Origin of the sequence: Brevundimonas sp. (assembly GCF_046299595.1) — a bacterium.
GTDB lineage: Bacteria > Pseudomonadota > Alphaproteobacteria > Caulobacterales > Caulobacteraceae > Brevundimonas.
Map to the genome: position 1 here is coordinate 440,374 of NZ_JBKBHQ010000001.1, position 25,881 is coordinate 466,254.

Genomic DNA, 25,881 nt, shown 5'->3' on the forward strand with positions numbered 1-25,881 from the left:
GTCCCTGCCCGGCCTGTTCGGCCCTGTACCTATTCGGCCTTGTGATCGGGGCGCGTCACCTCTAAACGAGCCGCTTGACCGACAATCAGACCCTGCACGCCTGCTGACAGCCCCCCGAGGGGTGCCAGCGGGCCCCAACCCTGCGCGCGAGTGGCATGCCCAAACGGACAGACATCCAATCCATCCTGATCATCGGCGCCGGTCCCATCGTCATCGGTCAGGCGTGCGAGTTCGACTATTCGGGCGTTCAGGCCTGCAAGGCGCTGAAGGCCGAGGGCTATCGCATCATTCTGGTCAACTCGAACCCGGCCACGATCATGACCGATCCGGGCGTGGCCGATGCGACCTACATCGAGCCGATCACGCCGGAGATCGTCGAGAAGATCATCGAGAAGGAGCGCCCCGACGCCCTTCTGCCGACCATGGGCGGCCAGACTGCGCTCAATACCGCCCTGGCGCTGGAGCGTTCGGGCGCGCTGGCCCGCTACGGCGTCGAGATGATCGGTGCGCGCGCCGAGGTCATCGACAAGGCCGAGGATCGCCAGAAGTTCCGCGACGCCATGGACGCCATCGGGCTGGAGAGCCCGCGCTCCCAGGTGGCCCACACCTTCGAGGAGGCCGAGGCGGCGCTGGAGCTGGTGGGCCTGCCTGCCATCATCCGCCCCAGCTTCACCCTTGCGGGCACCGGCGGCGGCATCGCCTACAACGTCGAGGAGTTCCGCGAAATCGTCGAGCGCGGGCTGGACCTGTCGCCCACCACCGAGGTGCTGATCGAGGAATCGGTGCTGGGGTGGAAGGAATACGAAATGGAGGTTGTGCGCGACCGGGCGGACAACTGCATCATCATCTGCTCGATCGAGAACATCGACCCCATGGGCGTGCACACGGGCGATTCCATTACCGTGGCCCCTGCCCTGACCCTGACGGACAAGGAATACCAGCGCATGCGCTCGGCCTCTCTGGCGGTGCTGCGCGAAATCGGCGTCGAGACCGGCGGATCGAACGTGCAGTTCGCGGTCAATCCGCGCGACGGGCGCATGGTCGTGATCGAGATGAACCCGCGGGTCTCGCGCTCGTCGGCCCTGGCGTCCAAGGCCACCGGCTTTCCCATCGCCAAGGTCGCCGCGCGCCTGGCCGTGGGCTACACCCTCGACGAGCTGACCAACGACATCACCCGCGTGACGCCCGCCAGCTTCGAGCCCAGCATCGACTATGTCGTCACCAAGATTCCCCGCTTCGCCTTCGAGAAATATCCCGGCTCAGAGCCCAGCCTGACCACCTCGATGAAGTCGGTCGGCGAGGTCATGGCCATCGGGCGCACCTTCCAGGAGAGCGTGCAGAAGGCCCTGCGCGGTCTCGAGACCGGCCTTGCGGGCTTCGACGAGATCGAGATCGAGGGCATCACCCCCGACAGCAGCGAGCAGGAGCGGCGCGAGGCGACCTTGCGCGCGCTGGGCCTGCCGACGCCTGACCGCCTGCGCGTCATCGCCCAGGCCTTCCGCGAGGGGCTGGGCATCGAGGAGATCGAGGCGGCCTGCGCCTATGAGCCGTGGTTCCTGCGCCAGATCGAGGACATCGTGCGCGAGGAAGCGGCCCTGCGCGAGCAAGGCCTGCCCCGGGGCGATGGTGCTGCGCGCGCCCTGCGCCGGCTCAAGGCCAAGGGCTTTTCCGATGCCCGTCTCGGCCATCTGACCGGACAGAACGAAGCGAGTGTCAGGGCGGCGCGGCGGGGTCTGGGCGTGCGGCCGGTGTTCAAGCGCATCGACACCTGTGCCGCCGAGTTCGCCTCCAGCACCGCCTATATGTATTCGACCTACGAGACCAGCGTGCTGGGCCATGAGCCGCACTGCGAGGCCCAGCCTTCGGAGCGGCGCAAGGCGATCATTCTGGGGGGCGGTCCCAACCGCATCGGGCAGGGCATCGAGTTCGACTACTGCTGCTGCCACGCCGCCTTCGCCTTTGCCGAGGTCGGCATCGAGTCGATCATGGTCAACTGCAACCCCGAAACCGTCTCGACCGACTATGACACCTCCGACCGCCTCTATTTCGAGCCGCTGACAGGCGAGGACGTGCTGGAGCTGATCGACGTCGAGCGCACGCGCGGCGAGCTGCTGGGCGTGGTGGTGCAGTTCGGCGGCCAGACCCCGCTGAAGCTGGCCCATGCGCTGGAGGCTGACGGCGTGCCGATCCTGGGCACCTCAGTCGACTCCATCGACCTGGCCGAGGACCGCGAGCGCTTCCAGCAGATGCTGCACCGCATCGGCCTGACCCAGCCGCCCAACGGCCTGGCCCGCTCTGCCGACGAGGCTGCCGCCATCGCCGATCAGGTCGGCTATCCGGTCGTGCTGCGTCCCTCCTATGTGCTGGGCGGGCGCGGCATGATGATCGTGCACGACCGCGAACAGCTTGAGCGCTATGTCCACGAGGCCGTGCGGGTGTCGGGCGACGATCCGGTGCTGATCGACCATTACCTGAACCGCGCCACCGAGGTGGACGTGGACGCCCTGTGCGACGGCGAGAACGTCTTCGTGGCCGGAGTGCTGGAGCACATCGAGGAGGCGGGCGTGCACTCCGGTGACAGCGCCTGCTCCATGCCGCCTTGGTCCCTGTCCGATGCCGTCATCGCCGAGCTGAAGCGCCAGACCACCGAGATGGCGCGTGCACTCAGGGTGCGCGGCCTGATGAACGTGCAGTTCGCCATCGAGGAGCCGCACTCGGATGCGCCGCGCATCTTCGTGCTCGAGGTCAATCCGCGCGCCAGCCGCACCGTGCCCTTCGTCGCCAAGACCATGGGCGCGCCCATCGCCTCGATCGCCGCGCGCATCATGGCGGGCGAGCCGCTGTCCGCCTTCGAGCTGAGCGAGCGGGCCTATGACCACATCGCGGTCAAGGAAGCGGTGTTCCCCTTCGCGCGCTTTGCCGGTGTCGACACCCTGCTGGGGCCGGAGATGCGCTCCACCGGCGAGGTCATGGGCATCGACTGGCGCCGCGAGGACGAACAGGGCCTCGACGAGGCCTTTGCACGCGCGTTTGCCAAGTCCCAGCTGGGCGGCGGCACGCATCTGCCGACAGAGGGCTGCGCCTTCGTCTCGGTGCGCGATTCCGACAAGCCCTTCATCGCCGAAGCGGTCGCCCTGCTGATGAAACAGGGCTTTTCCATCCTGGCCACGGGCGGCACCCACGAGCATCTCAGGGCACTGGGACTCGATGTCGGCTACATCAAGAAAGTCCAGCAGGGCCGCCCGCACATCGTCGACGCCATGAAGAACGGCGAGGTGCAGCTGGTGTTCAACACCACCGAGGGCAAGCAGTCGATCGCCGACAGCTTCTCGATCCGGCGCACGGCCCTGATGATGAAGATTCCCTACTATACGACGGCTGCCGGGGCTCTGGCCGCCGCCCAGGCCATCGCCGCCATCCGCAGCGACGCGCTCGATGTGCGCGCCATTCAGGACTATGCCCGATGATCACCGTGCACCATCTGGCCGACTCCCGCTCCCAGCGCGTGCTGTGGCTGCTGGAGGAGCTGGCCCTGCCCTATCAGGTGCGCCGCTATGAGCGTGATCCGGCCACCATGCTGGCGCCGCCCGAGCTAAAGGCCGTGCACCCGCTGGGCAAATCGCCGGTGATCGAGCACGAAACGGCGTCCGGCACGATCCGGGTGGCGGAGACCGGGGCCATAGTCGACTATCTGGGCGAGGCCTTCGCCGCCAGCGGTCCCGGCTCGAGCCTGTGGCCCGCTCACGGCACCGAGGCGCACCGCCAGTGCCGCTATTTCACCCACTATGCCGAGGGCTCGGCCATGCCGCCCCTGCTGCTCAAGCTGGTGTTCAGCCAGTTGCCCGTGCGCGCACCGGCCCTGATTCGCCCCGTCGCCGCAGCCATCTCGAAAAAGGCGGGCCACTCGTTCATCGATCCGCAGATCGAAGCCCATGTGCGCTTCTGGGAACAGAGCCTGTCGCACAGCGGCTGGTTCGCCGGAGAAAGCTTCTCGGTCGCCGACATCATGATGAGCTTTCCGCTCGAGGCGGCCAGCACGCGTATCGGCAAGGTGAGCGAGAGCGCACCGATCCGCGATTTTCTCGCACGCATCCATGCCCGCCCCGCCTATGGACGGGCGCTGGCGTCGGGCGGCGACTATGCCTACGCCAAAAGCTGACAGCGGCGCCTGAAAGAGCCCTGACAGCGCCCTCTGACAACGCCGTTATCGCAGCAACCAACTTGCCGGGCCCGCGTTTGGGCCTTCATGCGATCAGAACTCATTCGTCTGTCTGCCGCCGCCCTGGCGGCCCTGGCCCTGCTTCTGGCCTTCATGGCATCAGGTGCGGCACTGGGTTTTGCCGCGCTCGCAGCCCTGTGCGCTGCTGCCCTCGTCTGGCTGGGATGGTCGATGCTGAAATCGGCCTTTTCGCAGTCGCGGAATCGATCAGCTTGAAGTCCGTGCCTTCGCGCCCTATCCTCCCTGCCCGGTCGCAACGCCCCGACCGGACCGGTTGCGTATTGTGTGTCTGAGGGCGAGCAGAAACCTCATCACCTATGGAAAAAGTGCCCATGACCGCCGAGGGTTATCGCGCCCTCGACGAGCAGCTCAAGCATCTCAAGTCCAACGAGCGCCCGAGCGTGATCGCGGCGATCGCGGAGGCGCGCAGCCACGGCGACCTGTCGGAAAACGCCGAGTATCATGCCGCCAAGGAGCGTCAGGGCTGGATCGAAGGTCAAATCGCCGAGATCGAGGACCGCATCAGCCGCGCACAGATCATCGACGTGTCCAAGCTGTCCGGCAGCCAGATCAAGTTCGGTGCCACCGTCACGGTCGTCGATGAGGACACCGAGGAAGAAGGCCGCTACCAGATCGTCGGCGAGCACGAGGCCGATGTGAAGTCGGGCAAGATCTCCGTCACTTCCCCCATTGCCCGCGCCCTGATCGGCAAGGAGCAGGGCGATGTGGTCGAGGTCAACACGCCCGGCGGCGTCAAGGCCTACGAGGTGCTCAAGGTCGAGTGGCTCTAGCGGGCGCACCTCGGCAGGGCGGTGATCGCCCCCTGCTTGTCTGGGCCGTCTCGGACGGCCGCACCGGCATAGAGAATCAGGCGCTCGGTCTGGCCGAGGCCCTTGCCCGGATCACACCGGCCGAGGTGGTGCGCCGCCATGTGCGCTATCAGCCCCTGTTCGAGCGCTGGCCCACCGCGCTGCGCCTCGCGCCCAATGCCATGCTGGCCGAGGGTCTGCCGCGCATCGAGCCACCCTGGCCCGACGTGTGGATCGCCACGGGCCGCGCCAGCCTGCCCTTTTCACTGCGCATGAAGCGATGGTCGGGCGGACGCACGCTCATTGTCCAGACCCAGGATCCGCGCGCGCGGCTGGATCGCTTCGATCTGGTCGTGGCGCCAGAGCACGATGACCTGAGCGGACCTAATGTGTTGTCGATTACCGGTTCGCCCAACCGCATCACGCCAGAGCAGCTCAAGGCCGAGGGCACGCACTGGGCCGAGCGCCTCGACGCCATGCCCGGCCCGCGCATCGCCTGCCTGATCGGCGGTCGCTCGAAAAGCCACGACCTGTCGCCGGAGCGCGCGCGCAGTCTTTCGGCAGAGATCGCCGGGGCGGTTTCAAGCAGCGGCGGCAGCCTGATGCTGACCTTCTCGCGCCGCACTCCCTACGAGGCGCGCGCCATCATCACCGAGGCCCTGTCTCCCCTGCCGGGCATGATCTGGGACGGGAGCGGCGACAATCCCTATTTCGCCTTCCTTGGCCGCGCGGACCATATCCTCGTGACCGAGGACAGCGCCAACATGGCCGCCGAAGCGGCGAGTACGGGCGCGCCGGTGCACATCCTGCGCCTTGAGCGACGCGGCAAGGCCGACAAGTTTGCGCGCCTGCATACCGATCTGGAGCGGCGCGGCATCGCCCGCCCACTCACCCTTCCGCTGGCGCACTGGACCTATGAGCCCCTGCACGAGACCGACCGGGCCGCGCGGGAGGTGCTGCGCCTGATGCTCGAGCGGGCACGCTGACAGGGCTGCCGATTGCACCGCGGGGCGTTTTGCGGCAAAGCCCTGCCTGACAAGAGGGCTGCAAGCCACGGCGGGGATCAGATGCGGAGCCAGCGGCTCAAGAGGGTCATGGACGTGCTCGGGGCCGGTGCTGGCCTGCTCGTGTTCGCGCCTGTGATGCTGGTGGTCGCCGTGCTGATACGGCTGCGGATGGGCAGCCCCGTCCTGTTTCGCCAGACCCGCCCCGGCCTGCACGGCCAGCCCTTCGACATGGTCAAGTTCCGCACCATGCGCCATGGCACGGACGCCAGAGGCAATGTGCTGTCCGATGCCCAGCGCCTGACGCCGCTTGGCCGGTTCCTGCGCGCATCCTCGCTCGATGAGCTGCCCGGCCTGTGGAACGTGCTCAGGGGCGACATGAGCCTGGTTGGCCCGCGCCCGCTGCTGATGGAATATCTGCCGCTCTATTCGCCCTTTCAGGCCCGTAGGCACGAGGCGCGCCCCGGCATCACCGGCTGGGCGCAGGTCAATGGCCGCAATGCCATTTCTTGGGACGAGAAGTTCGCGCTGGATATCTGGTATGTCGACAATCAGAACCTGTGGCTGGACCTGAAGATCATCGGCCTGACCGTGCTGAAAGTGTTTCGCCGCGAGGGCATCTCTGCGCCGGGGGACGTGACCATGCCCCGCTTCACCGGACAGGGCGGCCAGATGGACGACTATCAGAAGCGTGATGCGCTGGAGGGCCAGGGCTGATGGACAGGCAGGCCACGCGAGAGCTGATCGGGGTTTACGGCGCTGCTGGCTGCGGGCGTGGAATCCTGCCCCTGGTGCGCGAACAGAACCGCGATGCAGAGGTCATCTTCATCGACGACGGGCGCGCTGGCGAGACGATCAACGGACATGACTGCGTGGACTGGCAGGGCTTTCTGGCCCGACCTGCCACCTTGCGGCGCGTGTGCCTCGCCATCGCCAACTCACAGGTGCGCGAAAGGCTGGCCCGGACCTGCGATCAGTCCGGCATCGCTCTGGCGGAAGCGCGCGCTGCTAACGTCGTTCAGATGGATGATGTGCAGATCGGTGACGGCGCGTGCCTCTCGCCCTTCGTCACCCTGACCTCGAACATCCGCATCGGGCGGGCCTTCCATGCCAATCTTTATGCCTATGTGGAACACGACTGCCGGGTGGGCGATTTCGTGACCCTCGCGCCGGGTGCCATGATCAATGGCAATGTCACCCTGGGCGATCACGTCTATGTCGGTGCGGGTGCGGTGATCCGTCAGGGGCTGAGCATCGGCGAGGGCGCGATCATCGGCATGGGCGCAGTGATCACGCGCAACGTTCCCGCCGGCGTCACCGTTGTCGGCAATCCGGCCCGCCAGATGGAGCGGCGATCGTGACCATCCGCATCTGGCTGTCGCGCCCGCATATGTCCGGCCACGAGGAGCGCGAGGTGGCCGAGGCCTTCCGCTCCAATTTCGTCGCCCCGCTGGGGCCACAGCTCGACACCTTCGAAGCCGCTGTGCGCGACTATCTGGGCGGCGAGGTTCACTGCGTGGGCCTGTCATCGGGCTCGGCCGCCCTGCATCTGGCGCTCAGGATCGCGGGCGTGGGCCGCGGTGACGAGGTGTGGATCTCGTCCATGACCTTTGCGGGCGGCATATTTCCGGTGAACTATCTGGGCGCGCGCCCGCGCTTCTTCGACCTCTGCGCGCAGAGCTGGACCATCGATACGGCGCGCCTCGCCCATGAGCTGGAACTGGCCAGCCGTGAAGGTCGCCTGCCCAAGGCCATCGTGCCCACCGACCTTTACGGCCAAAGCGTTGACCTGGAGGCGCTGGAGGCCCTGGCAAACCGATACGGCGTGCGTCTAGTGATCGATTCCGCCGAAAGCCTCGGGGCATCGGCGCCGGGCGGGCGGCGCGCGGGCAGCGGCGGGGACGCCGCCATCCTGTCCTTCAATGGCAACAAGATCATCACCACATCGGGCGGCGGGATGCTGGTGACGCGGCACGGGGAATGGGCCGAGCAGGCGCGCTTTCTGGCCACCCAGGCCCGCGATCCGGCACCGCACTACCAGCACTCGACCTTTGGCTACAATTATCGGCTCTCGAACATCTGCGCGGCCATCGGCCTTGGCCAGATGCGCGTGCTGGATGCCCGCGTGGCGCGTCGCCGCGAGATCTTCGTGCGCTATCAGCAGGCCCTGTCCCGCCCCGGCATCGCCTTCATGCCCGAGCCGGACGGCTATCGCTCCACACACTGGCTGAGTGCCATCACCCTCGATCCCGAGGAGCTGGGTGTGGACCGCGAGGCGATCCGCATGCACCTGCTCGGCCTCGGCATCGAGTCACGACCCCTGTGGAAGCCCATGCACATGCAGCCGCTCTACGAGGGCGCGCCCTATCACGGCGAGGGCGTGGACGAGCGGCTGTTCGCCAATGGCCTGTGCCTGCCCTCGGGCAGTGAAATGAGCGACGCCGAGCAGGACGAGGTGATCGCGGCGATCCTCGAGCGGCTTGACGCTGCTGCCTGAGCCTTGCGTCAGCCCCTGGCCGCGCCCGTGACCCACGCCACCCACTGCTGCGCCAGAGCGGCCCTCGCAAAGCGGGCCTCTGCCAGAGCGCGCGCGCGCCGCCCCATCTGCGCCAGAGCGGCCCTGTTTTCCGAGGCTGCGATCAGCGCATCGGCAAATGCCTCGGGATCATCGGGCGGCACCGCATAGCCGCAGCCGCTCTCGGTGATCAGTCCGGCCAGCCAGCCGGGATAGTTGTTCAGCACCGGCAGGCCCGACGCGATGTAGTCGAAGAACTTGTTGGGCGAGGTGCCATAATAGAAGGCCGGCACGTTCCTCAGCACCTGAAGGCCGATGTCCGCACCCGCCAGCAGGCCGTTCAGCCGGGTCTTGGGCACCGGATCGAGGAACAGGACCGTGTCGATGCCCTCCGCTTTCGCCCGTGCCTTCAGCCGGTCCTTCTCGCCGCCCGTGCCGATCAGCACGATGCGGATGTCGTCACGCCTGCGGGCCTGGAGCACGGCCCCGGCGTCCAGCACCGCGCCCAGCCCGTTGGCATTGCCGTGGGTGCCCGAGAACACCGCCAGAAGCTGATCCTCGCCCACGCCCTCGGGCCGCCAGCGCTCGGCCGGGCTGGCAAACAGGTCGAGGTCGCACCCATTGGGCACCATGGCGATGTGCTCTGGCCGCACCCCTCGCCGCTCGATGCCCTGAACGATGCCCGGCGACAGGCCGATCAGGCGATGGGCCGAGCGATAGCTGGCCCACTCCAGGACCGACAGCATGGCCAGAACAAGGGGATTTCGGATCACGCCCATCTCGCGCGGCAGTTCGGGCCACAGGTCGCGCACCTCGAACACGAACCGGCTCCCCTTCAGCCAGCGCGCGACAATGCCCGGAATCCCTGCCGTCAGTGGCGTCGATGTCGCGAAGATCACGTCGGCCCGCTCGCGCAGGGCCACCTCGATGGCCCCGATGGCATAGCGCGCGAACACGCCTGCGCGCTTCAGAAGGCCCATGTGATTGCCGTAGTCGAGATCGAACTCGATGACCTCGATGCCCTCGACCACGCCGCGGCGCTTGCCTTTCACATAGGGGCCATCAAGGCCGGTGCGTGCCTGGGCATAGCGACCGCAGACCATGACAACCTCATGGCCCTCCGCGATCAGGGCGCGCGCCATCTCGTAGGAGCGCGTTCCCGCCGAGCCCTGCGGGGTCGAGAAGTGCTGATGGAAATAGAGAACCCTCACCAAGCCCCTCCCCGCCCGCAATGCATCGGGCTCACAGGCGCGTCAGCTAGCAGATGCCGGGGGCCTGTGCCCACCCCTGATCGGGGGCCAAGCCCGGCAAGGCCGCGTCAGTGATGGCCGGTCATGCCCTTGGCGGGATCGTCCGAGGGGGTTTCGGGATCGACGGCGCGATTGCGCCTGGCATTGCGCATCTTGGCGAACAGGAGGGCCGCGCCCAGCAGAACGGGTCCGCCGATCAGCACGAAACCCCACGGAATGGCCTGAAAACTCTCCACAGCGATCTCCTCGTGGTTGGCTTGTCCTGAAGCCAACCCGCGCCTGCACGTGAGGTTCCGGGGCAATCCGGCGCCCATAGATTTTCCTGTTCATGCGAACAACGCTTATCGATTTTATTTTGACACGCGGCTTGGCTAGGGTGCGCCATCGCTTCCAACCTTCCCGATCAAGAGGACCAGACCATGGACGGAAACTCAGGCGGCTCCCCCCTCAATTGTCCGATGAAGAACCCGGCGGCGCGGCGCGCCCTGACCGGTCGCACCAACCGGGACTGGTGGCCGAACCAGCTTTCGCTCGACATCCTTCACCAGCAGGGCAAGCACGGCGACCCGCTGGAAGCCGACTTCGATTACGTCAAGGCTTTCAAGGCTCTGGACTATGAAGGGCTGAAGCGCGACCTGCACGCCCTGATGACCGACAGCCAGCCCTGGTGGCCGGCCGACTATGGCCACTATGGTCCCTTCTTCATCCGCATGGCCTGGCACGCGGCGGGCACCTATCGCACCGGCGACGGGCGCGGCGGCTCCTCGTCGGGCTCGCAGCGATTCGCGCCCCTGAACAGCTGGCCGGACAACGCCAACCTCGACAAGGCCCGCCGCCTGCTGTGGCCCATCAAGAAGAAGTACGGCCAGAGCATCTCGTGGGCTGACCTGTTCATCCTGACCGGCAACGTCGCCATCGAGTCCATGGGCGGCCCGGTGTTCGGCTTCGGCGGCGGTCGCCGCGACATCTGGGAGCCGGAAAAGGACATCTACTGGGGCACCGAGGAAGAGTGGCTGGGCGAGACCCGCATCGATCCCGAACAGGAAAAGGTGCTGGAAAACCCGCTGGCCGCGATCCAGATGGGCCTGATCTACGTCAATCCCGAAGGCCCCGGCGGCAATCCCGATCCGGTGCAGTCCGGGCGCGACATCCGCGAGACCTTCGCGCGCATGGGCATGAACGATGAGGAGACCGTCGCCCTGACGGCAGGCGGGCACACCTTCGGCAAGTGCCACGGCGCGGGCGATGCCTCCAAGATCGGTGCGGAGCCGGAGGGCGCCGACATCGCCATGCAGGGTCTCGGCTGGCATTCCAGCCACGAAAGCGGCATGGGCGATCACACCATCACCTCGGGCATCGAGGGCGCCTGGACGCCCAATCCGATCCGCTGGGACGGCGACTATTTCCGTATGCTGCTGGACTATGACTACGAGCTGACCACCAGCCCTGCGGGTGCCAAGCAGTGGCAGCCGGTCGGCCAGAAGCCCGAGGATATGGCCCCCGGCGCGCACAGCCCGGACCGGCGCGTACCCACCATCATGACCACCGCCGACATGGCCATGAAGATGGACCCGGAATATCGCAAGATTTCCGAGCGCTTCCGCGACAACCCCGACCAGTTCGCCGACGCCTTCGCCCGCGCCTGGTTCAAGCTGTGCCACCGCGACATGGGCCCCATCGCCCGCTACTTCGGCCCCGAAGTGCCGCGCGAGGAGCTGATCTGGCAAGACCCGATCCCTGCGCGTGACTACGCCCTGATCGACGATGCCGACATCAAGGCCCTCAAGGAGAAGATCGCCGCTTCCGGCCTGTCGGTGGCCGATCTGGTGCGCACCGCCTGGGCCTCGGCCTCGACCTATCGCGGCTCGGACCATCGCGGCGGCGCCAATGGCGCGCGCATCCGCCTCGAGCCCCAGCGCAACTGGGAGGTCAACGAACCGGCCAAGCTGGCGCGCGTGCTCGAGGTCTATGAGGGCATCAAGGCCGACTTCGACGCCTCGGCGTCCGGCGGCAAGAAGGTCTCCATTGCCGACCTGATCGTGCTGGGCGGCAGCGTCGGCATCGAGCAGGCCGCCAGGGCCGCCGGTCACAGCATCGAGGTGCCCTTCACGCCGGGGCGCACCGATGCCAGCCAGGATCAGACCGACGCCGACAGCTTCGACGTGCTCGAGCCCAAGGCCGACGGCTTCCGCAACTATCTTCAGGTGCGCTTCAGCGTGCCGACCGAAGAGATGCTGATCGACCGCGCCCAGCTTCTGGGCCTCAGTGCGCCGCAGATGACCGTTCTGGTCGGTGGCCTGCGCGTGCTGGGCGTCAACCACAACGACTCGAAAGACGGCGTGTTCACCGATCGCCCCGGCCAGCTCACCAACGACTTCTTCGTCAATCTGCTCGACATGGGCACGGCGTGGAAGCAGGTCGACGACAGCAGCGACGAGCTGTTCGTGGGCACCTGCCGCAACACCCACGAGCAGAAGTGGACCGCCACGCGCACCGATCTGGTGTTCGGCTCGAACTCCCAGCTTCGCGCCCTGTCGGAAGTCTATGCCTCTGACGATGCGAAGGAAAAGTTTGTGCGCGACTTCGTCAAGGCCTGGGTGCAGGTCATGGACGCGGACCGCTTCGATCTGGTGCGCGAGGCCCTCGACAAGGCGGCCTGAGCCTTACCGGCACACTGAGCGGCAAGCCCTCCCCTGCCTCGCGCGGGGGAGGGTTTGTCTTATGGGCTGTGACGTCGCATCAATGCGCAGACTCATCACCGCCCCCCGCCCGGAGACTTCATGCGCACCCTCAGAACCCCCGCCCTGATCATGGCCCTCGGCATTAGTGCCCTGCTGGGTGCCTGCGCCTCACCGGCCGCGCGCGCGCCGCTCGCCGAACCGGTGGCCAGCAGCAGCCCGACCACGCCCGAGCAATGGCGCGCGGCCCAGCAGGCCCATCTGGAATGGAACCGCACAAGGGCGGGCTGGCGCACCACCGACAGCGGCCTGCAATACCGGCGCGTGTCACGGGCGATGCCGCGCGGTGTATCCCCAGTGGCCACCGACCGGGTACGGGTGGACTATGAGGGCCAGCTCATCACCGGCACGGTATTCGACAGCTCATTCGCGCGCGGTGAAAGCGCGACCTTCCCGCTTGATCGCGTCATTCGCGGCTGGACCGAAGGGGTGCAGCTGATGCGCGAGGGCGAGACCTTCGAGTTCCTCATTCCGGCCGATCTGGCCTATGGCGATCGCACCATCGGCGATGGCCTGATCCCTGCGGGCTCGGCGCTGCGCTTTCGCGTCAGCCTGCACGAGGTCAATCCGGCGCAGGAGTGAGGCCCCGCGGGGCTCAGGCTCTCAGCGCGCATGAAAAAGGGCCCGGCGCGAACACCGGGCCCCCTTCGATGCCACAAGGCGAGGTCTTACTTGACCTGAACCTTGGCGCCGGCTTCCTCGAGCTTCTTCTTGAGCTCTTCAGCGGCCTGCTTGGAGACGTTCTCGACAACGTTCTGCGGAGCGCCTTCCACCAGATCCTTGGCTTCCTTGAGGCCGAGGTCCGGGCGAGCGCCGCGCACTTCCTTGATGACGTTGATCTTCTTGTCGCCGCCGTCGACGAGCACGACCGTGAACTCGGTCTGCTCTTCACCGGCCGGGGCGGCATCGCCACCGCCAGCGGCAACGCCGGGCATGGCCATGGCCACGGGAGCAGCGGCGGAGACGCCCCACTTCTCTTCCAGCAGCTTGGACAGCTCGGCGGCTTCCAGCACGGTCAGCGAGGACAGGTCTTCAACGATCTTTTCGAGCTTGGACATTGGGTTTTCCTTCGGATGGATTCAGAGGTGTGCAGAGATGACTGTGAGCGATCAGGCCGCGTCCTTGGCAGCGTAGGCGCCAAACACGCGGGCGAGTTGACCCGCCGGAGCCTGAAGCACGCCCGCCACCTTGGTGGCCGGGGCCTGCACGAGGCCGACGATCTTGGCGCGCAGCTCGTCGAGCGAGGGCAGCTTGGAGAGGCTCTCCACGCCCTTGGCATCGAGGACGGTCTCGTCCATCAGCGCGCCGACGATCACGAACTTGTCGTTGTCCTTGGCGAACTGGGAAGTGACCTTGGCGGCCGAAACGGGGTCGGGCGCATAGGCGATGCCGACCGGACCCTTGAACAGGTCCAGCACGGCGTCGCCGCCCTTGCCGTCGAGCGCCTTGAGCGCCAGGCGGTTCTTGACCACCTTGAAGGTGGCACCCTGCTCGCGCAGTCGGCCACGCAGATCAGTCATTTCCGCAACGGTCAGGCCCAGATTGTGAGCCACGACCACGGCGCCGGCCTCGGCGAAGACGCCTTTCAGCGTTTCGATCGACTCGGCTTTTTGTGCGCGGTCCATTGCGGTCTCCGTATGCGGTTTCGACACCGGGACCATCCCGGCATCGGCTGGGCCGAACACACGGCGAGGCGATGCCCCGTCGCGAGCCGACCCGTTTCAACTGTCCGAAGGAAGCGCGATGCCCGGCTGAGGGCGTGGAGCCCGTGGCTTGAGGCGGTCGCGATCATCCCCGTCTCCCCACGGTGTGCGAGGGCTCCCGCACGTTTACGGCTCTGGCGGCCCCAGAGCCCCGAAGTTCTCGGACAGGCGCTTCCCGGCTTTCGCCCGGAAGCATTGAGCAGCGGCCCATACAACAATGTGATCGCCCGCACAACCGCGCGCGCAGATTTCTCTTGCCAGCAGGGGGGACTGGGAGAGCATAGGCGCGTTGAGGGGACCAATCAGATGACGTTCAATACCAGCCCCATGCCCGGAGCCCCACCCGGCTCCATGCCCGCTACGGGTGCGACCGCTGTGGGTGCCACGGGCATGAGCACGGTCAGGCACGCCGAGGCCGCCCTGATGGGCCGCGACCCCGATACCGCCCTGGCCCTGCTGGATCAGGCCGAAGCCACCCAGCCGGGTGTCGAGGTCTGCATGACCCGCGCCGTGGCGTGGCGCATGAAGGGTGACCTGCCCCGGGCCATCGAGGCCCTGTCCAACGCTCTGGCCTTCGAGCCCTACAACTTCGTGGCCCTGCTGACGCGCGGCCTGCTGCGCCACGATGCGGGCCAGCACGCCGAGGCGGCGCTGGATTGCGGTAATGCCCTCAAGATCGCCCCTGCGCCCGAGCGCATCCCCCAGGGCCTGCGGGTTCAGGTCGAGCGTGCCCGCACCATCGTCGATACCTGGCGCGAGGCGCTGCGAGCGCACCTGAAGGCGGCCATCGAGCCACTCAAGGGCGAGTTTCCGAGCCAGCGCTGGGAGAGACTGGACGAGAGCCTCGACATCTATTGCGGGATCAGGCGCGCCTTCGTTCAGGAGCCGCTGCTGTTCACCCTGCCGCGCCTGCCGGCCATTCCCTTCCACGACCGCGACGCCTTTCCCTGGCTCGGCGAACTGGAGGCCGCCACCGACACCATCCGCGCCGAGTGCGAGCGTGCTCTGGAGCAGGCCAGCGAGGCATTCGCGCCCTATATCGCCTATCCGCCCGACGCGCCCGTCAATCAGTGGGGCGAGCTGAACCATTCGCGCCGCTGGAGCAGCTATTTCCTGTGGAACTGCGGCACGCGCCAGGACGAGGCCTGCGCCGCCTGCCCCGAGACCACAGCCCTGCTGGAGCGCCTGCCCATGCAGGACCAGCCCGGTTTTGCACCCACGGCCATGTTCTCAGCCCTGGAGCCGCGCACCCACATTCCCCCGCACACCGGCTCGGCCAACACGCGCCTGCTGGTGCATCTGCCCCTGATCCTGCCGGGGCCTGCGCGCTTTCGCGTGGGCAACGAGGAGCGCACATGGCGCATGGGCGAGGCGTGGGTGTTCGACGACAGCATCGAGCACGAGGCGTGGAACGATGCCGATGCCCTGCGGGTGATCCTGATCTTCGACATCTGGAACCCTCTGCTCAGCGAGGGCGAACGCGCCCTGATCACCGCCATGATGCGCGCGCGCAGCAGCTTTGGCTCGGCCAAGGGTATCTGAGCCCCGCCACGGCCCGCCTGGCGCCCTTGCCTCGGCAGGGCTGATGGCGTATAGCCGCGCGCTTTCCAGGACTGCGGTCCCGGGCACGGAGCGCCAAAGGAGCGGGATCATCCCGCTCGCCGTACCGGGAGCCATCGTCGATGGGCGGACACCCGCCCCCATCGGCGCCGCACTCCGCCAGCGGGAGATGATACCCATGGCTCTTTACGAGCATACGGTCATGACGCGCCAGGACATCAGCGCGCAGCAGGCCGAAGCCCTCAACGACACCATCAAGGCCCTGATCGAGGAAAAAGGCGGCTCCGTCGCCAAGATCGAATACTGGGGTCTGCGCAACCTCACCTATCGCGTGAAGAAGAACCGCAAGGCTCACTATTCGCTGCTGGCGCTCGACGCCCCGGCCGATGCGATCCAGGAGCTGGAGCGTCAGCTGTCCATCAACGAGGACGTGCTGCGCTGGCTGACCGTGCGCGTCGAGGAACTCGACCTCGAACTGTCGCCCCTGCTGGCCCGCCGCGAACGCGGTGAGCGTGGCGAGCGAGGCGAACGCGGCGAGCGCGGCCCGCGCAACGACAGCGACAACGACGATCAGGCTTAGGACAGACACAATGGCTGACAACAGCACCCCCACCCCGGGCGCCCCGGTCGGTTCCGGTCCGGCCCGCCGCCCCTTCTTCCGCCGCCGCAAGGTCTGCCCGTTCTCGGGCGAAGGCGCGCCGAAGATCGACTACAAGGATGTGAAGCTGCTCCAGCGTTACATCTCCGAACGCGGCAAGATCGTGCCCTCGCGCATCACCGCCGTCTCCCAGAAGAAGCAGCGTGAGCTGGCCCGCGCGATCAAGCGCGCCCGCTACCTCGCCCTGCTTCCCTATGTCGTGAAGTGAGGCTCGTGATCCGATGAAGGTTGTTCTGCTCGAACGCGTCGAGAATCTCGGCGGCATCGGTGACGTCGTCCAGGTCAAGGACGGCTTTGCCCGCAACTATCTCCTTCCCCGCTCCAAGGCCCTGCGCGCCACCTCCTCGAACCTCAAGGTGTTCGAGGCCGAGCGTGCCCAGATCGAGGCCCGCAACGAAAAGAACCGCGCCGAGGCGGCCAGGCAGGGCGAGGGTCTGGACGGCAAGACCTATGTGCTGATCCGTCAGGCCGGCGAAACCGGCCAGCTCTACGGCTCGGTCAGCGCGCGCGACATCTCTGACGCCATCCTCGCGGAAGGCGGCAAGGTCGAGCGCTCGCAGGTCTCGCTCGACAAGCCGATCAAGACCCTCGGCGTTCACCCCGTGAAGGTGCGCCTGCACGCCGAGGTCAGCGTGACGGTCAACGTCAACATCGCCCGCTCTGCCGACGAGGCCGAGCGTCAGGCCCGCGGCGAGGACGTCATCGCCTCGCAGTTCGACGAGGAGCGTCAGCTCGCCGCCGAACAGGCCCAGGACATGATCGAGGGCGGTGCCGGTCAGCAGGACGGTTTCGGCGAAACCGACTGATCGCTGCGCACAGGACAAGCGTAGAGGAACGGCGTGGTGCCCCAAGGTGCCGCGCCGTTCTCAATTGCGGCCGCCCCCCAAGCCCCTCACGAAGTTTTTGCTGGATGCACAGCGCCTTGCGTGGCAGCACTGGACGGTGGCCCGTGTCTGTGAGGGGCCGTGATGTTCAGGAGTGAGGGGGGGTATGCGGGCGTTTCTGGTGGCTGCGGGCATGGCGGCGGGGCTGATGCTGGGCGCGGGCCCGGCCTCGGCACAGAACATGAATGTGGCAGACTTCCTCACCCAGGCAGAGCGCGTTCCGCGCGATGCGCGCGCCCTTGCCAGCCCGACGGCCCGGCGCCTGATGAATGAGGTCCAGAGCGGCTTTCGTGCCGTGCGCGAGCGCGAGATCGCGGCCCGCGCAGCCGGTCGCACCCCGCCCACCTGCATGCCCGAGCGCATCCAGCTCAACCCGCAGCAGCTGCTGACGCGCTTTCAGTCGATCCCGCCCGCGCGCCGACGCCAGACCACGGTTCATGCCGCCATCAACGACTGGATGGTCGAGCGTTATCCCTGCCGCGGCTGAAGCATCCACAGTCGACCAATTTTGCTGTGGCTGTTCACGCGTCGGCGTCCTGACCTGGCGCAGGGCTCTGACTAGAGTGAGGGCATGAACGCTCTGACTCCCATCGGCGGCACCGCCCCCGCCAGCCTGCCGCACAACATCGAGGCCGAACAGGCGCTGCTGGGCGCCCTGATGTTCGACAATGCGGTGTTCGAGCGCCTCAGCGACCGGCTGCGCGGCCATCACTTCTATGAGCCTTTTCACCAGCGCCTGTTCAGTCTGATCGAGGAATACGTCCAGAAGGGCCTGCTGGCCGAGCCCGCCATACTCATGGAGCGCTTCAAGGCCGATCCGGCCTTCGAGGAGATCGGCGGCCTGCGCTATCTGGCCGATCTGGTGGACCGGGCACCGCCCGCGGCCAATGCCCCCGACTATGCGCGCGTCATCTATGATCTGGCCCTGCGCCGCGAGCTGATCCGCATCGGCGGCGAGATCATCGTTCAGGCCCCCCAGGCCGAGATCGAGGCCGATACCCAGATCGAGGAGGCCGAGGCCAAGCTCTACAATCTGGCCGAGACGGGCAAGCCGTCGTCGGGCTTCATCCCGTTCTCTGACGCCGTCGCCGCCGCCGTCGAGATGGCAGGCGAGGCCTACAGCCGCGAGGGCAAGCTGGCGGGCCTGTCGACCGGGCTGGACGATCTCGACCGCCAGATCGGCGGCCTGCACAAGTCCGACCTGATCATCCTCGCCGGGCGCCCCTCCATGGGCAAGACCGCCCTGGCCACCAATATCGCCTTCAACATCGCGCGCCGCTATCAGTTCGAGATCGAGCCGGGCGGTGCCCGCAAGGCCAGCGCGGGCGGCGTCGTCGCCTTCTACTCGCTTGAAATGTCCAGCGAACAGCTTGCCATGCGTATCCTTGCCGATGTCTCGGGCATCTCGTCGGACAAGCTGCGCAAGGGCGAGATCAACGCCACCGATTATGGCCGCCTGCGCGAGGCGGCCGCCGAGATTTCCCACGCACCCCTGCACATCGATGCCACCGGCGGTCTGATGCTGTCCAAGCTGGCCGCGCGCGCGCGCCGCCTCAAGCGCCAGCCCCATGGCCTCGACTGCATCATCGTCGACTATCTCCAGCTCGTGACCACCGGCGAGGGCTCGCGCGAGCAGAACCGCGTGCAGGAGGTCTCGGCCATCACCCAGGGGCTCAAGGCGCTGGCCAAGGAGCTGAACGTGCCGGTCATCGCCCTGTCCCAGCTCTCGCGTCAGGTCGAACAGCGCGAGGACAAGCGGCCCCAGCTCTCGGACCTGCGTGAATCGGGCTCCATCGAGCAGGACGCGGACATCGTGATGTTCGTCTATCGGGAGTCCTACTACAAGGGGCGCGCCGAGCCGCGCGAGGGCTCGCCCGAGCACCTTGAGTGGCAGGAGGAGATGGACCGCCTGCGCGGTCAGGCCGAGGTCATCATCGGCAAGCAGCGCCACGGCCCCATCGGCACCGTCAAGCTCTCGTTCGACGAGGACACGACCCGCTTCGGCAATCTGGCCCAGCCCGGCCGCTATGAGGTGCGCTAGGGCATCGGCGCTGCTATGGCGTCTTCATGACGGCTGTTCCTCCCCCGGCCACCGCGCGGCTGGTCGCTGTCCCGCGCCGCGTCCTCACGCCGGATTGACTGGCCTTCGCGCGGCGGTTGTGCGCTCATTATCCCTGCCGCCGTGCAGTGAATGAGGGGAAAGCTCATGAGCAAGGCCGAAGTCATGAGGTGCGCTCTCTCACTTGCCTTGGCCGCCTGTGTCATCTCGCACGCTGGTACCTCGCAGGCACAGCAGCCCTCTCAGGCCAGCCCGTGGGAGCCGGGCGGACCCTTCTATTACGGTGGTCTGACGCGCGAGCAGGCTGAAGAAGCGAACACAGCCTTTCAAGGTCGGATGCGGTTCATCCGCTACGGTGATGCACGCCCGCTGATCCACTTTGCCATGTTTGATATCCGGCATGTTCAAACATCCATCGTGCTCGGATATCGCTTCTTTCAGCATCGTGATGGCGTCACTCATGAAAACTGGGTCATGATGAGAACGGGTTTCTCCCAGGGCGTGGAGTCGGAGCCGCAATGGGCAAGCTCCGACACCTGCCCGCAGATGGCCACGGTCATCGAGAGCTTCCGCAATCTGCCGACACTTGGCCTCGATTTCTTCGGGCCGGGCAGGCGTTGGCCCTTTCCAGTTTCCCGCGGGCTCGTTTACGAGGTCTCGAGCCGTGGCATTATGCAGGCAGATACTCGCTCTCACAGCTGGCATGAGGTGACTTACAGGGGCGCTGACGGGCCACTCCAAGCCTTTGTACATGGCGCAAGACATACGCTGCAGCCATGCTGGAGCCGTGAAATGCCGCCGAGACCCGAAGGGGACGAAGGCTACCTCTGAACCTCGGCGGAACAGCTTTCGGAGAGCCACGAGAGGCGTGTGAGTGGCGAGGGGCGCGATCCCCGAACAGCCCCTGCCGCCGTGCAGTGAATGAGGAGCCGTTTGATGAAAAGCATCCCGCCAGCAGGCCAGACCGGAGCGCTGATCGCCGCGTTCTGTACGCTCTGTCTCGCCAGCGTCTCAATCGCCCAGACCCCCTCATCGCCACCCAGTGTCTGGGAGCCGGGCGGCTCCTATGACTATGGCGGACTGACACGTGAGCAGGCCAACCTGGCGCTCTCGGAGTTTGAAGGTCGCATGCGCGCTATCCGGTATAATGAGCGGACCACTGACATATACCTCGCGAGTTTCAACGCCGATTCCCTGAGTTCCAGCATCTTGCTGGGATACCGTTTCAGCCTGCCGGACGAGGGTGTCCCGGCTGAAGGGTGGGTATTTGCCCTGGCGTCATTCCACCAGGGAGCCGAACAGGCTCAAAGATGGGCCATCAGCACTGAGTGCCCTCAGATCGCTGATGTGGTGGACGCTTTCAGGCAGGTTCCTCGGATCGGCCTCAATGTGTCCGGCCCCGGCAGGGCAGGCCCCATTCCGTCCCAAGGATACGAGAGCTACGAGGTCTTTGCCCGCAGTGTGGCCCAGTTTGAAGATGGCTATCGTAGCCAGCATCAGGTGACCATAGCCGCGCAGGAAGGTCCAATCGCCGAGCTTGTCAGGCAGGCCAAACGCAGTCTGTGGCCGTGCTGGCAGGACCAGATACCCGAACCGCCTCATGGCTCACGGTGGCGGGGACGCGACTGAATCCGTCAAGGAGCTTGATAGCAGTGACAGCCAGACGGGCGCGAGGGGTTCGATCTCCTCCCCGCCCGGCCGCTACGAGGTGCGCTGAGGAACCAGCGCTGCTATGGCGTCTTCATGACGGCTGTTCCTCCCCCGGCCACCGCGCGCCTCGATGTCGATCTGGATGCGCTTGCGGCCAACTATCATGCCCTGAAGGCGCGCGCGGGCGTGCCCGTGCACCCGGTCGTGAAGGCCGACGCCTATGGTCTGGGCGCTGCACCTGTGGCGCGGCGGCTGATGCGCGAGGGGGCGGACACCTTCTTCGTGGCAAGGCTGGGCGGCGGCGTGAAACTGCGCGCCGCCCTCGGGAGCGGGCCGCTGATCTATGTGCTCGACGGCTGTGCGTCCGGTGCGCGCGCGTGCCTGATCGCCCATGACCTGCGTCCCGTTCTGAACAGCCACGAGCAGCTTCGCGCATGGGATGCGGGCGGCCCGTGCGCCATCCAGATCGACACCGGCATGAACCGGCTGGGCTTCGAGGGGGCGGACCTGCCGCGCGAAGTGCCCCATCTTTCCATGGTGCTCAGTCACCTGTCCTGCGCCGACGATCCGGCCGCACCGGGCAACGAGGCCCAGCGCGCCCTGTTCGCGCAGTGCGATGCCCTCTATCCCGGCGTGCCCCGCTCGCTGGCCAACTCGGGCGGGGTGTTTCTCGGCCATGACTATGCGCGAGATGCTGTGCGACCGGGCCTGTCACTCTATGGAATCGAGCCCACCGAACAGCCCGGCACCCTGCTGCGCCCCGTCGCCAGTCTGCACGCGATGATCCTTCAGGTGCGAGAGGTGCGTGCAGGCACACCGGTCGGCTATGGCGGTGCCTGGCGCGCACCACGCGATACCCGCATCGCCACCATTGGCATCGGCTATGCGGACGGCTTTGGCCGAAGCCACTTCCCTGATGGCGCGGTCCATGGCGGCGGGCGCCTGCTGGCGCTGGCGGGGCGCATCTCGATGGACCTGACCGGCATCGACCTGGGCGACACCGCGCTTGAGCCGGGCGACTGGGTAGAGATTTTCGGCAAGGACCGGCGCATCGAGGATGCCGCGCGCGCGGCGGGTACCATCAGCTATGAACTGCTGACAGGCATAGGCCCCAGGGTCGAACGGCGCTATCTGGGCCAGCCCTGATACATCAGTCCTGATACGTCAAAGGGGGTCGCAAGGCCCTCGCACACCCCCTGCGAGCCTGCGCGACTCCTGCTAGGGTCGGGACTCAATCCTGCGTGAGAGTGCCGATGGCCCGCGATGGTGCCCACTATGTCTGTCAGTCGTGCGGCGGCGTGCACGCCAAATGGGCCGGTCAGTGCCCGTCGTGCGGCGCGTGGAACAGCCTCGTCGAGGAGAAACAGTCCCGCCCGCCCGGTGCGCTCAAGCCAGCAAAGGCGCGCGGCGTCATCTTCGAGACCCTCCAGAGCGAGACGCCCGAGCCCGCGCGCATCCTGACCGGCATCGGCGAGTTCGACCGGGTGTGCGGGGGCGGCGTCGTGCCCGGCTCGGCCATACTGCTGGGCGGCGATCCGGGCGTGGGAAAGTCCACCCTGCTGCTCCAGGCCGCCGCCAGCGCCGCGCGGCGCGGTGCGCGCATCGCCTATGTCTCGGGCGAGGAGGCGGTGGAACAGATCCGCTCACGTGCCAGCCGCATGGGCCTGGCCGATGCCCCGGTCAATCTGGCCGCCGCCACAGCGCTGCGCGACATCGTAGCCACCTTGAAGCGCGAGCGCTTCGACATCGTCGTGATCGATTCCATCCAGACCCTGTGGTCCGATGCCCATGAGGCAGGGCCGGGCTCGGTCACCCAGGTGCGCGCCTGTGCGGGCGAGCTGGTGCGCCTTGCCAAGTCGGTCGGCACCGCCGTCATTCTGGTCGGCCACGTCACCAAGGACGGTCAGATCGCCGGGCCGCGCGTGGTCGAGCACATGGTCGATGCCGTGCTCAGCTTCGAGGGCGAGCGCGGCTATCCGTTCCGCATCCTGCGCGGCAACAAGAACCGCTTTGGCGCGACCGACGAGATCGGCGTGTTCGAGATGGGCGATCAGGGCCTTGGCGAGGTCGCCAATCCTTCGGCCCTGTTCCTTGGCGAAGGTGGTGCCCGCGCGCCGGGCTCCGCGGTCTTTGCGGGCATAGAGGGCACGCGCCCGGTTCTGGTCGAGGTGCAGGCCCTGGTCGCACCCTCGGCCTATGGCACACCGCGCCGCGCGGTGGTCGGCTGGGATACCGGGCGGCTGGCCATGGTGCTGGCGGTGCTGGAGGCACGCTGCGGGCTCGGCTTTGGCGACCGCGATGTCTATCTCAACGTGGCCGGGGGTCTGCGCATCAGCGAGCCCGCCGCCGATCTGGCCGCCGCCGCCGCTCTGGTCTCGTCCGTCAGCGAGACGCCCCTGCCCCAGAACTGCGTGGTGTTTGGCGAGATTTCCCTGTCGGGTGACGTGCGCCCGGTCAGCCGGTTCGAGGGGCGTCTGCGCGAGGCGGCCAAGCTGGGCTTCGACCACGCCCTGTGCCCCGTTCTGCCCGGTCGCAAGGGCGCAGAGGCCGTCCCCTCTGGCGGCTTCGGCCTGACTGGCGTATCCCGTCTGGGCGAGGCGGTGGCCCGCATCTCCGAGTCGCGCTTCGAGGGCTCATCATGACCGGCTTCGATCTGTTTGCGGGCGTCGTCATCCTGCTGTCCGCCATGGCAGGGTGGGCACGCGGCGGCCTGCGCGAGCTGGTCACCCTGCTGTCATTCACCCTGGCCGCCATCATCGCCCTGATCGCCCTGCCCCTGACCGGACCGTTGGGGCGCGCGCTGGTGGACCCCGACTGGGCCGGCTCGATCCTTGCGGCGGTCGTGACCTTCCTCGTCATCTATTTCGGCATCCGCATCATCGGCGCGATGATGAGCCGCCGCCTGCGCGATGCGAGGCAGCTCGGCACCGTGGACCGCGTGATGGGTGTGGGCATAGGCGCGGTGCGTGCGCTGGTGCTGCTGGGAGCCATCCATCTGGTGTTTCATGCCGCGACCCCGCCCGAGCGCGTGCCTGCATGGTTCCGCGAGGCCGCCGTCTTCCCGGTCTCTGAGGGTGCGGCGCGGGTGATCCAGCGCATCCTGCCGGGCATCGGGCGCGGCGCAGACACCCTGTCGCCTCATCTGGATCGCTCTGTGCGCGAGGGCTTTGGTGCAGAGCCCGCCACCGCCTCGCCCCAATCCGGCGCTAAGGCGCGCCCCGCACAATGATCCGCCCCCGCATCAATCAAGACCGGTTCTGGAGCTGACCCGCATGGCCCTCGCCCCCGCGAGCGACGTGATCGTCCACCGCACCTTCGAGCGCGATCCCGACGACGACCGCCCGCGGCTGGAGTGCGGCGTGGTCGGTGTCTGGGGCCAGCCTGACGCCTCGGCTGTCGCGGCCCTGGCCCTGCACGCCCTGCAACATCGCGGGCAGGAAGCGTGCGGCATCACCAGCTTTGGCGAGGGGCGCTTTCACAACGAGCGGCACCTGGGCCATGTGGGCGATGCCTTCTCCGGCCCCAACCTGCTGCAAAGACTGCCCGGCAGCTCGGCCATCGGTCACACCCGCTATTCCACGGCAGGCGGGGCGGGGATGCGCAACATCCAGCCCATGTTTGCCGATCTTCGCACCGGCGGCATCGCGCTCGGGCACAACGGCAATCTGACCAACTTCATGGCCCTGCGCGAGATGCTGGTCGAGGAAGGCGCCATCTTCCAGTCCACGTCCGATTCCGAGGTCATTCTCCACCTCATCGCCCACTCGAAGAAACGCAAGATCGTCGATCGCTTCATCGACGCCCTGTCCCAGATCGAGGGCGGCTATGCGCTGGTGGGCCTGACCAACAAGAAGCTGATCGGCGCGCGCGACCCGCTGGGCATTCGGCCTCTGGTGCTCGGCCGCCTCGGCGATGCGTGGGTGCTGGCCTCCGAGACCTGCGCTCTCGACATGATCGGCGCCAAGTTCGAGCGCGACATCCAGCACGGTGAGATCGTCATCATCGACGAGAAGGGCGTGCGCTCGCTGCGCCCCTTCCCCGCCGCACGCGCGCGTCCGTGCGTGTTCGAGTACGTCTACTTCTCGCGCCCCGACAGCGTCGTGAACGGCCGCTCGGTCTATGACGTCAGAAAGCGCATGGGTGCCCAGCTGGCGAGCGAGCACCCGCGTGAAGCCGATGTCATCGTGCCCGTGCCCGATTCCGGCGTGCCCGCCGCACTCGGCTATGCCCAGGCCAGCGGCCTGCCCTTCGAGATGGGCATCATACGCTCGCACTATCTGGGGCGCACCTTCATCCAGCCCAGCCAGGGCGTGCGAGAGCTGGGTGTGCGCATGAAGCACAGCCCGAACCGCGCCGTGCTCAGCGGCAAGCGTGTGGTCCTGATCGACGATTCCATCGTGCGCGGCACCACCTCGGTGAAGCTGGTGCGGGCGGTGCGCGAGGCCGGGGCGGCAGAGGTGCACCTTCTGTCCGCCAGCCCGCCGATCATGTGGCCGGACTTCTACGGCATCGACATGCCCGAGCGCAGCCAGCTTATCGCCGCCAATCATACGCTGGAGGAAATGCGTGCGCGCCTCGAGGTCGACACGCTCGGCTTCCTGTCGGTGGACGGGCTCTATCAGGCCATTGGCGTCGGCCCGCGCAATGCCGCCCTGCCCCAGCTGACCGACCACTATTTCACCGGCGACTATCCGACCCGCCTCATCGATCACGAACGGCGGATGAGCGGCGAGCGCAGCGCCGACAAGCAGCTCTCGCTGCTGGCCAGTGCCTGAACGAGTCCGGGCCTGAGCAAATCCGCGCATGAGCGCCTTCAGCATTGGCCTGAAGGT

At 67.1% G+C, this 25,881-nt stretch carries 26 protein-coding genes; 22 read left to right on the top strand and 4 right to left on the bottom strand.

The genetic code is table 11. From position 1 onward, the window contains the following. Positions 1–155 precede the first annotated feature (155 nt). From carB to ACK4E3_RS02240, 8 genes are all read left to right on the top strand, one after another. Positions 156–3,467: a carbamoyl-phosphate synthase large subunit gene (gene carB / locus ACK4E3_RS02205; protein ID WP_409695709.1), complete on the top strand. Its 3,312-nt coding sequence runs from the start codon at positions 156–158 to the stop codon at positions 3,465–3,467. After that, a complete protein-coding gene (locus ACK4E3_RS02210; RefSeq protein ID WP_409695712.1) occupies positions 3,464–4,159 on the top strand; it encodes a glutathione S-transferase in 696 nt (231 codons plus the stop codon). Before carB ends, ACK4E3_RS02210 begins: the two co-directional genes overlap by 4 nt. A gap of 87 nt (positions 4,160–4,246) precedes the next feature. Next, the gene (locus tag ACK4E3_RS02215) at positions 4,247–4,435 is read left to right on the top strand and encodes a hypothetical protein (protein WP_409695714.1); all 189 of its coding nucleotides are present in this window, start codon (positions 4,247–4,249) and stop codon (positions 4,433–4,435) included. Between the two features lie 101 nt (positions 4,436–4,536). Continuing rightward, positions 4,537–5,010, top strand: coding sequence for a transcription elongation factor GreA (gene greA, locus ACK4E3_RS02220; RefSeq protein ID WP_409695717.1), 474 nt, complete (start codon positions 4,537–4,539; stop codon positions 5,008–5,010). After that, positions 5,001–6,014 (top strand): mitochondrial fission ELM1 family protein, encoded by a 1,014-nt coding sequence (locus tag ACK4E3_RS02225; RefSeq protein ID WP_409695720.1) that lies wholly within the window; start codon positions 5,001–5,003, stop codon positions 6,012–6,014. The genes greA and ACK4E3_RS02225 overlap by 10 nt, the downstream gene beginning before the upstream one ends. Before the next feature lie 81 nt (positions 6,015–6,095). Beyond that, a complete protein-coding gene (locus ACK4E3_RS02230; protein ID WP_409695723.1) occupies positions 6,096–6,749 on the top strand; it encodes a sugar transferase in 654 nt (217 codons plus the stop codon). Then, complete coding sequence (locus tag ACK4E3_RS02235) at positions 6,749–7,393, top strand: acetyltransferase (RefSeq protein WP_409695726.1); 645 nt, start codon at positions 6,749–6,751, stop codon at positions 7,391–7,393. The genes ACK4E3_RS02230 and ACK4E3_RS02235 overlap by 1 nt, the downstream gene beginning before the upstream one ends. After that, positions 7,390–8,529, top strand: coding sequence for a DegT/DnrJ/EryC1/StrS family aminotransferase (locus tag ACK4E3_RS02240; protein WP_409695729.1), 1,140 nt, complete (start codon positions 7,390–7,392; stop codon positions 8,527–8,529). Before ACK4E3_RS02235 ends, ACK4E3_RS02240 begins: the two co-directional genes overlap by 4 nt. A gap of 8 nt (positions 8,530–8,537) precedes the next feature. Here the strand turns inward: ACK4E3_RS02240 and ACK4E3_RS02245 are convergent, their stop codons facing one another. Then, positions 8,538–9,758 carry a glycosyltransferase family 4 protein gene (locus tag ACK4E3_RS02245; RefSeq protein ID WP_409695732.1) on the bottom strand — a complete coding sequence of 407 codons (1,221 nt, stop codon included), beginning with the start codon at positions 9,756–9,758 and terminating at the stop codon, positions 8,538–8,540. A gap of 107 nt (positions 9,759–9,865) precedes the next feature. Continuing rightward, positions 9,866–10,033 carry a hypothetical protein gene (locus tag ACK4E3_RS02250; protein WP_409695735.1) on the bottom strand — a complete coding sequence of 56 codons (168 nt, stop codon included), beginning with the start codon at positions 10,031–10,033 and terminating at the stop codon, positions 9,866–9,868. A gap of 183 nt (positions 10,034–10,216) precedes the next feature. Here ACK4E3_RS02250 and katG point away from each other — a divergent pair, with 183 nt between their 5' ends. Beyond that, positions 10,217–12,457, top strand: coding sequence for a catalase/peroxidase HPI (gene katG / locus ACK4E3_RS02255; protein ID WP_409695738.1), 2,241 nt, complete (start codon positions 10,217–10,219; stop codon positions 12,455–12,457). A gap of 120 nt (positions 12,458–12,577) precedes the next feature. Continuing rightward, positions 12,578–13,117, top strand: a complete 540-nt coding sequence (locus ACK4E3_RS02260; protein WP_409695741.1) for an FKBP-type peptidyl-prolyl cis-trans isomerase — start codon at positions 12,578–12,580, stop codon at positions 13,115–13,117. 86 nt (positions 13,118–13,203) lie between these two features. On the opposite strand, the gene rplL is transcribed toward ACK4E3_RS02260, so the two are convergent. After that, positions 13,204–13,593 carry a 50S ribosomal protein L7/L12 gene (rplL, locus tag ACK4E3_RS02265; RefSeq protein ID WP_409695744.1) on the bottom strand — a complete coding sequence of 130 codons (390 nt, stop codon included), beginning with the start codon at positions 13,591–13,593 and terminating at the stop codon, positions 13,204–13,206. A 51-nt stretch (positions 13,594–13,644) separates the two neighbouring features. Continuing rightward, positions 13,645–14,160 carry a 50S ribosomal protein L10 gene (rplJ, locus tag ACK4E3_RS02270; protein WP_409695747.1) on the bottom strand — a complete coding sequence of 172 codons (516 nt, stop codon included), beginning with the start codon at positions 14,158–14,160 and terminating at the stop codon, positions 13,645–13,647. A gap of 384 nt (positions 14,161–14,544) precedes the next feature. Between rplJ and ACK4E3_RS02275 the strand changes: the two genes are divergently transcribed. The 12 genes from ACK4E3_RS02275 to purF all read left to right on the top strand — a co-directional run bounded on the left by ACK4E3_RS02275 (position 14,545) and on the right by purF (position 25,824). Next, the gene (locus ACK4E3_RS02275; protein ID WP_409695750.1) at positions 14,545–15,780 is read left to right on the top strand and encodes an aspartyl/asparaginyl beta-hydroxylase domain-containing protein; all 1,236 of its coding nucleotides are present in this window, start codon (positions 14,545–14,547) and stop codon (positions 15,778–15,780) included. Positions 15,781–15,976: 196 nt separating this feature from the next. Then, positions 15,977–16,378 (top strand): 30S ribosomal protein S6, encoded by a 402-nt coding sequence (gene rpsF / locus ACK4E3_RS02280; RefSeq protein ID WP_409695753.1) that lies wholly within the window; start codon positions 15,977–15,979, stop codon positions 16,376–16,378. A gap of 10 nt (positions 16,379–16,388) precedes the next feature. Continuing rightward, entirely contained in the window at positions 16,389–16,664 is a 276-nt protein-coding gene (gene rpsR, locus ACK4E3_RS02285) for a 30S ribosomal protein S18 (protein WP_409695756.1), read from the top strand. A 13-nt stretch (positions 16,665–16,677) separates the two neighbouring features. Beyond that, positions 16,678–17,262, top strand: a complete 585-nt coding sequence (gene rplI / locus ACK4E3_RS02290) for a 50S ribosomal protein L9 (RefSeq protein WP_409695759.1) — start codon at positions 16,678–16,680, stop codon at positions 17,260–17,262. Positions 17,263–17,446: 184 nt separating this feature from the next. Then, positions 17,447–17,827, top strand: coding sequence for a hypothetical protein (locus tag ACK4E3_RS02295; protein WP_409695762.1), 381 nt, complete (start codon positions 17,447–17,449; stop codon positions 17,825–17,827). 84 nt (positions 17,828–17,911) lie between these two features. Beyond that, a complete protein-coding gene (locus ACK4E3_RS02300) occupies positions 17,912–19,381 on the top strand; it encodes a replicative DNA helicase (protein WP_409695765.1) in 1,470 nt (489 codons plus the stop codon). A 165-nt stretch (positions 19,382–19,546) separates the two neighbouring features. Next, positions 19,547–20,230 (top strand): hypothetical protein, encoded by a 684-nt coding sequence (locus tag ACK4E3_RS02305; RefSeq protein ID WP_409695768.1) that lies wholly within the window; start codon positions 19,547–19,549, stop codon positions 20,228–20,230. A gap of 105 nt (positions 20,231–20,335) precedes the next feature. Next, positions 20,336–21,028: a hypothetical protein gene (locus tag ACK4E3_RS02310; RefSeq protein WP_409695771.1), complete on the top strand. Its 693-nt coding sequence runs from the start codon at positions 20,336–20,338 to the stop codon at positions 21,026–21,028. A 114-nt stretch (positions 21,029–21,142) separates the two neighbouring features. Next, positions 21,143–22,195, top strand: a complete 1,053-nt coding sequence (gene alr / locus ACK4E3_RS02315; protein ID WP_409695774.1) for an alanine racemase — start codon at positions 21,143–21,145, stop codon at positions 22,193–22,195. 107 nt (positions 22,196–22,302) lie between these two features. Next, positions 22,303–23,691, top strand: coding sequence for a DNA repair protein RadA (gene radA / locus ACK4E3_RS02320; RefSeq protein WP_409695777.1), 1,389 nt, complete (start codon positions 22,303–22,305; stop codon positions 23,689–23,691). Beyond that, the gene (locus tag ACK4E3_RS02325) at positions 23,688–24,278 is read left to right on the top strand and encodes a CvpA family protein (RefSeq protein WP_409695780.1); all 591 of its coding nucleotides are present in this window, start codon (positions 23,688–23,690) and stop codon (positions 24,276–24,278) included. Before radA ends, ACK4E3_RS02325 begins: the two co-directional genes overlap by 4 nt. A 43-nt stretch (positions 24,279–24,321) precedes the next feature. After that, the gene (gene purF, locus ACK4E3_RS02330) at positions 24,322–25,824 is read left to right on the top strand and encodes an amidophosphoribosyltransferase (RefSeq protein WP_409695783.1); all 1,503 of its coding nucleotides are present in this window, start codon (positions 24,322–24,324) and stop codon (positions 25,822–25,824) included. Positions 25,825–25,881 lie beyond the last annotated feature (57 nt).

Bases quoted from the DNA above. Each gene is read 5' to 3' on its own strand.
- carB (WP_409695709.1), top strand. From the start codon at position 156: ATGCCCAAACGGACAGACATCCAATCCATCCTGATCATCGGCGCCGGT.
- ACK4E3_RS02210 (WP_409695712.1), top strand. From the start codon at position 3,464: ATGATCACCGTGCACCATCTGGCCGACTCCCGCTCCCAGCGCGTGCTG.
- ACK4E3_RS02215 (WP_409695714.1), top strand. From the start codon at position 4,247: ATGCGATCAGAACTCATTCGTCTGTCTGCCGCCGCCCTGGCGGCCCTG.
- greA (WP_409695717.1), top strand. From the start codon at position 4,537: ATGGAAAAAGTGCCCATGACCGCCGAGGGTTATCGCGCCCTCGACGAG.
- ACK4E3_RS02230 (WP_409695723.1), top strand. From the start codon at position 6,096: ATGCGGAGCCAGCGGCTCAAGAGGGTCATGGACGTGCTCGGGGCCGGT.
- ACK4E3_RS02235 (WP_409695726.1), top strand. From the start codon at position 6,749: ATGGACAGGCAGGCCACGCGAGAGCTGATCGGGGTTTACGGCGCTGCT.
- katG (WP_409695738.1), top strand. From the start codon at position 10,217: ATGGACGGAAACTCAGGCGGCTCCCCCCTCAATTGTCCGATGAAGAAC.
- ACK4E3_RS02260 (WP_409695741.1), top strand. From the start codon at position 12,578: ATGCGCACCCTCAGAACCCCCGCCCTGATCATGGCCCTCGGCATTAGT.
- rplL (WP_409695744.1), bottom strand. From the start codon at position 13,593: ATGTCCAAGCTCGAAAAGATCGTTGAAGACCTGTCCTCGCTGACCGTG.
- rplJ (WP_409695747.1), bottom strand. From the start codon at position 14,160: ATGGACCGCGCACAAAAAGCCGAGTCGATCGAAACGCTGAAAGGCGTC.
- ACK4E3_RS02275 (WP_409695750.1), top strand. From the start codon at position 14,545: ATGACGTTCAATACCAGCCCCATGCCCGGAGCCCCACCCGGCTCCATG.
- rpsF (WP_409695753.1), top strand. From the start codon at position 15,977: ATGGCTCTTTACGAGCATACGGTCATGACGCGCCAGGACATCAGCGCG.
- rpsR (WP_409695756.1), top strand. From the start codon at position 16,389: ATGGCTGACAACAGCACCCCCACCCCGGGCGCCCCGGTCGGTTCCGGT.
- rplI (WP_409695759.1), top strand. From the start codon at position 16,678: ATGAAGGTTGTTCTGCTCGAACGCGTCGAGAATCTCGGCGGCATCGGT.
- ACK4E3_RS02295 (WP_409695762.1), top strand. From the start codon at position 17,447: ATGCGGGCGTTTCTGGTGGCTGCGGGCATGGCGGCGGGGCTGATGCTG.
- ACK4E3_RS02300 (WP_409695765.1), top strand. From the start codon at position 17,912: ATGAACGCTCTGACTCCCATCGGCGGCACCGCCCCCGCCAGCCTGCCG.
- ACK4E3_RS02305 (WP_409695768.1), top strand. From the start codon at position 19,547: ATGAGCAAGGCCGAAGTCATGAGGTGCGCTCTCTCACTTGCCTTGGCC.
- ACK4E3_RS02310 (WP_409695771.1), top strand. From the start codon at position 20,336: ATGAAAAGCATCCCGCCAGCAGGCCAGACCGGAGCGCTGATCGCCGCG.
- alr (WP_409695774.1), top strand. From the start codon at position 21,143: ATGACGGCTGTTCCTCCCCCGGCCACCGCGCGCCTCGATGTCGATCTG.
- radA (WP_409695777.1), top strand. From the start codon at position 22,303: ATGGCCCGCGATGGTGCCCACTATGTCTGTCAGTCGTGCGGCGGCGTG.
- ACK4E3_RS02325 (WP_409695780.1), top strand. From the start codon at position 23,688: ATGACCGGCTTCGATCTGTTTGCGGGCGTCGTCATCCTGCTGTCCGCC.
- purF (WP_409695783.1), top strand. From the start codon at position 24,322: ATGGCCCTCGCCCCCGCGAGCGACGTGATCGTCCACCGCACCTTCGAG.